This is a genomic window from Acidimicrobiia bacterium, from assembly GCA_012959995.1.
In the GTDB taxonomy this organism is placed as follows: Bacteria; Actinomycetota; Acidimicrobiia; order Acidimicrobiales; family MedAcidi-G1; genus MedAcidi-G2B.
Genome location: DUCC01000020.1, coordinates 76,493 through 83,771, shown reverse-complemented (window position 1 = coordinate 83,771; position 7,279 = coordinate 76,493). Strand labels below are relative to the sequence as shown.

Annotated in this window: 8 protein-coding genes and 1 tRNA gene; 3 read left to right on the top strand and 6 right to left on the bottom strand. The window is 57.7% G+C overall.

Annotated features, from left to right (window positions below; translation table 11 throughout):
* Positions 1-28 precede the first annotated feature (28 nt).
* Positions 29-105, bottom strand: a tRNA-Val gene (locus EYQ49_06200).
* Between the two features lie 33 nt (positions 106-138).
* Positions 139-993 carry a hypothetical protein gene (locus EYQ49_06195; GenBank protein ID HIG25464.1) on the bottom strand — a complete coding sequence of 285 codons (855 nt, stop codon included), beginning with the start codon at positions 991-993 and terminating at the stop codon, positions 139-141.
* Positions 994-1,003: 10 nt separating this feature from the next.
* On the opposite strand from EYQ49_06195, the gene EYQ49_06190 reads away from it, so the two are divergent.
* Genes EYQ49_06190 through EYQ49_06180 form a run of 3 tightly spaced genes read left to right on the top strand, consistent with a single transcriptional unit; the run spans position 1,004 to position 2,830 of the window.
* Positions 1,004-1,546, top strand: coding sequence for a hypothetical protein (locus EYQ49_06190; protein HIG25463.1), 543 nt, complete (start codon positions 1,004-1,006; stop codon positions 1,544-1,546).
* On the top strand, positions 1,473-2,177 hold the full coding sequence (locus tag EYQ49_06185; GenBank protein ID HIG25462.1) for an SRPBCC family protein: 705 nt from the start codon (positions 1,473-1,475) through the stop codon (positions 2,175-2,177). The genes EYQ49_06190 and EYQ49_06185 overlap by 74 nt, the downstream gene beginning before the upstream one ends.
* Positions 2,174-2,830, top strand: coding sequence for a nitroreductase family protein (locus EYQ49_06180; protein HIG25461.1), 657 nt, complete (start codon positions 2,174-2,176; stop codon positions 2,828-2,830). The genes EYQ49_06185 and EYQ49_06180 overlap by 4 nt, the downstream gene beginning before the upstream one ends.
* On the opposite strand, the gene EYQ49_06175 is transcribed toward EYQ49_06180, so the two are convergent.
* Genes EYQ49_06175 through EYQ49_06160 form a run of 4 tightly spaced genes read right to left on the bottom strand, consistent with a single transcriptional unit; the run spans position 2,827 to position 7,253 of the window.
* On the bottom strand, positions 2,827-3,021 hold the full coding sequence (locus tag EYQ49_06175) for a copper chaperone (GenBank protein ID HIG25460.1): 195 nt from the start codon (positions 3,019-3,021) through the stop codon (positions 2,827-2,829). The two genes, EYQ49_06180 and EYQ49_06175, sit on opposite strands and share 4 nt — an antisense overlap.
* Entirely contained in the window at positions 3,018-5,168 is a 2,151-nt protein-coding gene (gene cadA, locus EYQ49_06170) for a cadmium-translocating P-type ATPase (GenBank protein ID HIG25459.1), read from the bottom strand. Before cadA ends, EYQ49_06175 begins: the two co-directional genes overlap by 4 nt.
* Entirely contained in the window at positions 5,168-5,623 is a 456-nt protein-coding gene (locus EYQ49_06165; protein HIG25458.1) for an SRPBCC family protein, read from the bottom strand. Before EYQ49_06165 ends, cadA begins: the two co-directional genes overlap by 1 nt.
* The gene (locus tag EYQ49_06160; GenBank protein HIG25457.1) at positions 5,616-7,253 is read right to left on the bottom strand and encodes a hypothetical protein; all 1,638 of its coding nucleotides are present in this window, start codon (positions 7,251-7,253) and stop codon (positions 5,616-5,618) included. The genes EYQ49_06165 and EYQ49_06160 overlap by 8 nt, the downstream gene beginning before the upstream one ends.
* Positions 7,254-7,279 lie beyond the last annotated feature (26 nt).

The following is a 7,279-nucleotide window of genomic DNA, read 5'->3' as shown; positions in this document are numbered from 1 at the left end:
ACCACACATTCCGGCATGTTAAGCAACTCGGTGGGCGTGGAGGGACTTGAACCCCCGACATCCTCCTTGTAAGGGAGGCGCTCTAGCCAACTGAGCTACACGCCCGAGAAACCGCTACCTTATCGTTGCCAGCGCCGGTCAGAACCCTTGACGGAACGTTAATAATTCGCTTCCCAAGGCCCCCGCCCCCGCCACCGGGGTACGGCGAGCAGCATGATCAAGCACGCACAAGTCACGCCCCTGCGCATCGGCCACCGTGACCCCCGCTTCGGCACACACCAGCAACGCCCCCAGGTAATCCCACACCCCATGGGCATCCGGCGAGCAGTCCACAAAACCATCCAAGCGGCCATCGGCCACCGCACACAAATCCAAAGCCACCGCGCCCAGCGACCGAAACTGCCCCCAGCCCGGGTTACGAGGCGGCAAGCCAGATAAAGCGACAAAAGCCTCAGCCAGCGGCGGAGAATCCCCACGCCACAAAACCTCGCCGTCACGGGACGCTCCCCCACCCCGCACCGCTTGGTAACGCACCCCGTTGGCTTGGTCAGCCACCACCGCCACCCACGGTCCATCAGCATCTACCGCACACAAACTGGTAGCAAACCACGGCAAACCACGCGACGCATTCGTCGAACCATCCAACGGATCCACCACCACCACTGGTCCATCAGCCTCCACAAAATCCGACTCTTCGCTCAACACGCCATAACCCAAGGGGTCCAAAACTTCGTGCACCACCCGGTCGGCCACCACATCGCTGGCGTACTGATCAGACCGCCCACCGGACGGCCCCCAATCATCCAAATCAACGAAAGCCGCCGCCACCGCATCAGCCGCCCGATGCAAATCGGCCAACACCTGAGAAGAATCCTGCAAAGTCACCCCCACATTCAACCATCTTGGGCGCGCGAAGTGTTCTCTCTGCCTTGAAAGGTCTAACCTGACCTTGCCCAACAAGACAGGAGGAAAACCGTTGGCCATCATTGACATCGCCGGCTTTATCGCCGATTTAAAAAACCACGCCGCCGAACACGGCTTTCATGTGCACGACGAACGACACTTCGTTGAGACCTACACCATGCGCCAAGCATTCGAAGTAGACCTCCACCCCGAAGCAGCCTGCGGCGGGCCCCTCGACCTGCACCTCACCCTCGACATTGAACCCCGCACCCTCATGTCGTTCGAAGACGAAATTGTCACCCTGGCCGACGACGACGAACCCAGCGAAGACCTCACCTTGGACCTGCTCTTCACCTGGGCCCTACCGCCGCTAGCCAACAGCCCCGACCTCCTGCTCCTCGCCACCGAACTGGCCGGCCTCAGCGGGCCCGACCTCCCCACCCAAGTCACGGCCATGGACTCCTTCGCCGATGTCACCGACGCCCCCCAACGCTCGCTAGGCGTAGTAGCTCGCCTCGAGATCCCTTTCGCTGTGCTCTACCGAGGCGACGAAAGTAACGGCATGTGCGATGCCTTCGAACACTGCCGCTCAGTCAGCGAATACCTCCTCGACCAAGCCCCCGCCTGGCTCGGCAGCGACTGAACCAGCACTAAACCCCAGCCCGAAGCAAGACCAGCGGCGGGCTTGTGCTGAACTAACAACCATGAACGCAAACCCCGCCCGTCAAAGGCTCACTACCCAACGCCCCACCGACGACGAACCAGTTTTTGCCGACGGCGCCGGCGTCACCGTAGAAATCGACATCAACGCTTCACCAGAAACCGTGTGGACTTTGGTTTCTGACATAAATTTGCCCGGACAATTCAGCGACGAGTTTCAAGGCGCCGAATGGGTATCTGACACCCCCGAGGTAGGTGCAGTATTCACCGGCCGCAACAAAAACAAGTTAATGGGAGAGTGGGAAGTGCCCTGCACCTTAACCCACCACCAAATCAACGAAGTCTTTGCTTGGGCGTCGGTAAGCGCCGAAAACCCCGCCGCCCACTGGCGCTTCGACCTCACCCCCCAAGACAACGGCACCCTGTTGACTTTTACCATGATCTTGGGCCCCGGCCCATCGGGGCTCACCATGTTTATTGAGAAAATGCCCGACAAAGAAGCAGCCATTGTCCACAATCGCCAAACCAGCCAAGCAGCCAACATGGCCTGCACCGTTGAAGGCATACGTGATCTCGCAGAAAACAAAATAACCCCCACGGAGGAAACCCCATGACCACCCTTGGCCTCACCGCAGACCAACTTTTATCCACCACCCGAGCCGTACGCAAACGACTCGACTTTGACCGCCCGGTCAGCAAAGAACTCATTGAAGAATGCTTAGAGTTCACCGTGCAAGCCCCCACCGGGTCCAACCAGCAAGGCTGGCGCTTCCTAGTGGTCACCGACGACGACAAAAAAGCCGCTTTGGCCGACCTATACCGCAAAGGCTGGGACATGTACACCGGCGGCGCCTCAGTAGATGACGCCCCTACCCCCACTGACGACCCGGCCAAACAACAACTCCGCGTCGTCAAATCAGCGTCTTATTTGGCAGAAAACTTTCACCGAGTACCAGCCATGGTGCTGCCCTGCCTACCCGGGCGCATGGACGACGGATCCTCCATGATGTCGGCCTCCATGCTGGGTTCCATCATCCCCAGCGCCTGGTCATTCATGCTGGCCGCTCGCGAACGAAGCCTCGGCACCTGCTGGACCACCATCCACCTGTTGTTCGAAGAACAAGCCGCCGAGATTCTCGAAATCCCTTACGCCGACGTCACCCAAGTAGCGCTCATCACCGTGGGCCACACTTTGGGCACCGACTTTAAACCAGCCAGTCGCCCCGGAGGCGCCGCAGCCATCACCAGTTGGAACACCTGGAGCTAAAACGCTACCGCAAAGCCCGCTTCAGCAATAGCAGCCACAATGGTTTCGTCGCTGGCCGTCCCAGAAACCTCGACCATTTTGGTGTCTACGTCGGCCACCACCTTGTCAACCCCCGGCACCTGACCGACCTCTTGTTCAATAGCACTAGTGCAATGCCCGCAAGAAATTTCTGGCACATGAAAAGCACTCATAAGGTTTCACTTTCTTTAAAGGGTTTAGTCGGACGATACCCAGAAAAGGTTCGCAAACGCAGCGAGTTGGTGACCACAAACACCGAGGAGAACCCCATAGCCCCCGCAGCAATCATGGGGTTCAACACCCCAAAAGCCGCCAACGGGATAGCCGCCGCGTTGTAAGCAAAGGCCCAAAACAGGTTGCCTTTAATGGTAGTCAAGGTGCGCCGCGACAAAGCAATAGCGTCGGCCACGGCGCGCAGATCGCCGGTCACAATAGTTAAGTCTGAAGTTTCAATAGCCACATCGGTACCGGTGCCTACGGCAATGCCCAAATCTGCTCGAGCCAACGCCGGCGCATCGTTAATGCCGTCACCCACCATGGCCACCACTTGGCCGGCCGCTTGCAAACGCTGGATTTCGGCGTCTTTGTCGTCGGGCAGCACCTCAGCGATGACGAAATCCACCCCTACTAAGGCGCCCACCGATTCAGCAGTTCGTGCATTGTCGCCGGTCAACAACGTGACCTCAAGGCCTAAATCGTGAAAAGCCGCCACCGCTTCGGCCGATGTGTCACGCACCCGGTCAGCCACCACCAATACCCCTTTGGCTTGGCCGCCCCAACCGGCCACCACCGCCGTGCGGCCCGCTGCTTCACCATCAAGCAACGCCTGTTCAAGATCATCAGGCAAGTCAGCAAACAACTGCCGTCGACCCACCGTGACCTCCGTATGGTCAATAGTGGCCCGCACCCCCAGACCCGGCAAACTTTCAAAACCAGTTACCGACCCCGGCACCGCCACCCCCGCCGCTATAGCCGCCGCCACCGGATGTTCAGAGCGAGCCTCCACCGCCGCCGCCCAACGCACCAGGTGGTCTGCGTCGGTGCCCACGGCGGGCACCACCCCCACTAGTTCCATACGGCCTTCGGTAATGGTTCCTGTTTTATCTAAAACAATGTGACTAACCGCCCGGGTGCTTTCCAACACCTCGCCGCCCTTAATGATGATGCCTAGCCGTGCCCCCCGACCGGTGCCCACCATGATGGCTGTTGGGGTAGCCAAACCCAGCGCACAAGGGCAAGCAATAACCAGCACGGCCACCGCGGCAGTAAAAGCTTCGTTAACTGCTTGGCCGGTCACCAACCAAGCAACCAGCGTCAAAGCAGCTATCCCCAAAGCCACCGGCACAAAAACGGCCGACACCCGGTCGGCTAAGCGTTGCACCGGGGCGGTAGACCCCTGGGCTTCTTCAACCAAACGCATGATCTGCGCCAAAGTGGTTTCGCCACCCACCCGAGTGGCTTCCACAATAAGAGACCCGGTGGTGTTCACGGTGGCGCCAATAACCTCGTCGCCCACGGTGACCGTTTCGGGCACCGGTTCACCAGTGATCATGGACGCATCCACGGCGGAATGGCCTTCTACCACCACCCCATCGGTGGGGACTTTCTCTCCGGGGCGCACCACAAAACGCATACCCACTTCGAGGAGTTCCAGTGGGATGTCGGTGCCATCTTCTAAGCGGGCCGTGCGGGGGCTTAACCCCGCCAAAGCACGAATGGCGTCACCCGAGCGTTGCTTGGCCCGAGCCTCAAACCATTTGCCCAACAAAATCAAAGCCACAATGGCCGCCGCAGTTTCAAAATAAATATGACCATCTTCAATAAACAACAGGGCCACCATTGACCACCACCACGCCGACAAGGTGCCCAAAGAAACCAGGGTGTCCATGTTGGTGGCCTTGTTGGCCAAGTTTTTCGCCGCTGACTTGTGGAAAGGCCAACCCGCCCACCAAACCACCGGGGTGGACAGCACGGCCGCTGCCCATGGCCAACCCGAAAACATGAAGCCCGGCACCATAGAAATAAGCACCGTGGGGAGCGCCAAACCAGCAGCCAGCATCAACCGGCGGGTCAGTTGGTCGAGATGCTGGTTTTCGTGATCTTCGGCAGGTTCCGCCACCGCATAACCCAACTTTTCAACGGTGGCCACAAAAGCCTCTTCATCGATGACCAAAGAATCAAAAGTAACAAAAGCTTTTTCTGTAGCAAAGTTGACATGGGCTTCGCCCACCCCATCGAGTTTGTTAAGACCCTTGCCGATGCGGGCTGCACAAGCCGAACAGGTCATCCCCTCAATCGGGATTTCCACCGTCTGGGTCATTATTCAACCGCCGCTGCGATGGCCTCCAAAGTGGCCAGCATAGAGTCACGATTGTGTTTGCCACGGTCCCCTATACGGGTGTACATTTTGCCGGTCCAAGTCAACAACGGAGTGCGTTGATCAACCCAAGACTCCGTAACTAAACAGCCGCTCTCGGAAGGTTCCAAAGCGTAAATCCAGTCGCAACTCCCCAACGGCCCGGCCATCAGCCGAAACGAAAAACGATGCGACGGGTCGAACTCCAGTACCTTTACCTTGGTGGTCCAGCGGCGCTTACCGTGGCTGTTGTTCCCTTTAAAAATAGCTCCCACCGCTGCTTCGGTAGCCGGAGCCACCCATTGGCCGCCCTGGTTTTCCGGCGACCACTCCCCCATGCGTTCTAAATCAGTCACCAAAGCCCAAACTGCTTCAGGGCTCGCTGCAATATAGCGGGTTACTGAAATCTGGCTATCCATTTGTTTCTGTTTCTTCTAGGTGTAGTCCGTCGGCCCTCTCTACCAACACTAACTTGCCGGCCGAGGCTTGCGTGACAGCAGTTGCCACTGCATCAAGATCGTAAACCGGGGCAGATTCCTCTGGCTCGCTTGAAGGTGAGTCAACCGGTTCGAGGACTGCCACCACTTCTTTATCGGAGCGCAAAACCATGAGGTGATAACCAGCCACCACGCCAGCAGTTAAGACCAACGAAAGTGGCGGGTGGGTATCCCACAAAGCTTGACGTCCGAGTCCTTCGTCAAACACCGCCTCGAAAAGCATGGTCACCAAAACCAGCAGATCAACTAACGCAACCAATGCAGCGATGCCGAACACGGAATACAAAAAGACCCGCCGCACCGTGGACTTCACCTCCGCCGCACCTTTGGCAAACGCTTGCACCGATGGCCAAAAGTTACGCCAAACCAAACTGCCAACCAGCAAGCCAGTAAAGGCGGCAATAACGAAATCAGTCAAGACCCGTTCTTCGCCCACCGGAAGAGGGGTAACGAGTTGTAGCAACGAAAAGAACAACATGCCAATGCCGACCACCATGGCCGCCAACCCGACCCATAAAGCCAAATAGTCGTAGGCGCGATTAACTTCAGAACGTGCACGGCCCTCGCTAGACGGCAGCAACGACCGGTGGTAGCGCCACACTAAACAAGCCACCGCAGCGACCGCCACCATGGCCGACCAAGGGTGAAAATACTGGGCTGCCGACATTTGCTCATCAACAAACACCCAATGCAGCACCATGGCGATCATGCCCGCGGCGACACCCACCATGGTGCCCAAACCGCCAAGAACCCCAACAATCAACGTAAAAGCGTGACGAGCGTTTGATTCGCCGGCAGGCACCACTTGGCGCACCCAATACCAAAACCAGATAGCGCCAAAGACCAGCAAAAAGGGAAGGATGTCGCGTACGACATCAAAATCAGCTTCCCACATAGCTTCACCGGTGGCCGCTTCGTAGCCCCACACGGCAAAGTTGACCGCCAACGCGCCAAAGGCCACCACAGAACCAACCAGGCCAATCATTGACCCGCCTAAAAGAGTAAACGATGACCGAACTGGCTGGTCGCTTATTATTCGATCGCCGAGGCGAACATGATAGTTCCAGGTGTAACCCCACACCGCCAACGTGACCAAATAGCCGATGCTGAATGAACCATCACCAATGATTGCTTGCAAAATGTTGACCGAGGCGTAAGTCATCACTCCAAGAGCGGTCAACTCCATTACTCCTTGGTAGAACATCCAAGCCAACGTCGATTGCTCGCCGGGTTGTGTAGCAAAACGGCGGCGCATCATACGGATAAGTAGAAGCAACGCACCACCACCGACCAACACCCGAGCCGCCGCCCAAGCCGGTGCGCTCGGATCCTCACCTTCGAGTTTTTCAATAATGCGGCTCGCTAAGTCATCTACCCCGGTGGCTACCAGCATCACCACTACCGCCAAAAACCCGTAAATAAGCACCCGTTGCACCGAAGAACCAACATCCCTGTCACCGGTACGTCCACGCTGTACAGCCACCACCACACCAACAATTAGGGCCAAGGGCAGAAAGGAACTAATCAGCGAAAAGATAATCTCAACATCCATCAGGGGCCTCCTTAAGGTTGCCCCAT

Bases quoted from the DNA above. Each gene is read 5' to 3' on its own strand.
- EYQ49_06195 (HIG25464.1), bottom strand. From the start codon at position 993: ATGTCAATGATGGCCAACGGTTTTCCTCCTGTCTTGTTGGGCAAGGTC.
- EYQ49_06185 (HIG25462.1), top strand. From the start codon at position 1,473: ATGCCTTCGAACACTGCCGCTCAGTCAGCGAATACCTCCTCGACCAAG.
- EYQ49_06180 (HIG25461.1), top strand. From the start codon at position 2,174: ATGACCACCCTTGGCCTCACCGCAGACCAACTTTTATCCACCACCCGA.
- EYQ49_06175 (HIG25460.1), bottom strand. From the start codon at position 3,021: ATGAGTGCTTTTCATGTGCCAGAAATTTCTTGCGGGCATTGCACTAGT.
- cadA (HIG25459.1), bottom strand. From the start codon at position 5,168: ATGACCCAGACGGTGGAAATCCCGATTGAGGGGATGACCTGTTCGGCT.
- EYQ49_06165 (HIG25458.1), bottom strand. From the start codon at position 5,623: ATGGATAGCCAGATTTCAGTAACCCGCTATATTGCAGCGAGCCCTGAA.
- EYQ49_06160 (HIG25457.1), bottom strand. From the start codon at position 7,253: ATGGATGTTGAGATTATCTTTTCGCTGATTAGTTCCTTTCTGCCCTTG.